Source organism: Streptomyces sp. NRRL WC-3549 (assembly GCF_000721935.1).
Taxonomy (GTDB): Bacteria; Actinomycetota; Actinomycetes; order Streptomycetales; family Streptomycetaceae; genus Streptomyces.
This window is the reverse complement of the sequence record NZ_KL585409.1, coordinates 28,352-29,076: the sequence shown is the minus strand read 5'-3', so window position 1 is coordinate 29,076 and position 725 is coordinate 28,352. Positions and strand designations below refer to the sequence as shown.

Annotated in this window: 1 pseudogene; it reads left to right on the top strand. The window is 75.2% G+C overall.

From position 1 onward, the window contains the following. Positions 1-725 (top strand): annotated as a pseudogene (locus IH13_RS0119615) (hypothetical protein); the annotation flags it as partial.

The following is a 725-nucleotide window of genomic DNA, read 5'->3' as shown; positions in this document are numbered from 1 at the left end:
TACACGCCTCCCTCGCGCCATCAGAGATGTGTATAAGAGACAGGGCCTGGACCCTGCAGACCGGACGCATGGCGCTGGAGGAGCGCCTCGCCTTCGCCGCGTCCTCCCTCACCGAGGCCCGCGAGCAGCTCGCCGCCTTCGCCGCCGACCCCACCGCGAAGGGCTCCTGGCACAGGGGGACCGTCCGTCCCAACCGGCCCGCCGACGCCCCGGCCCTGCACGCCGCCCTGAACGCCTGGACCCGTCAGGCGACCTGTGAAGGCCTGCTCGCGCAGTGGGCCGACGGCGCCGAGGTGCGCTGGGAGGAAGCCTGGCCGGCCGGCACCCCCGTGCGCCGCGTCAGCCTCCCCGGTTACCCCTTCGCCCGCGAACGCTGCTGGTTCGACCTCGACACCGACGGCGCACCCCACCGGCCGGCACCAGACACCGTGCCCCCCGCCACCGACGGCGACACCCCTGACGTCGTGCTCCTGCGACCCGAATGGGCCGAGCGGCAGGCCGGGGCGGCGGGCGCTTTCCCGGAACGGCACGTCGTGGTGCTGGGCCTCGCCGCCGACGCGCACGACGCCCTGCGGGCCGCGCTGCCCGCGGGGACGGAGTGCACCTTCCTCCCGCTCGCCGACGGCCCACCGGACCGGCAGTACTCCGATGCCGTGCGGCAGGTGTTCACGCTGACCCGGCGGCTGCTGGAACAGGGCGTGCGCCGGCCCGTGCTGCTCCAGGTG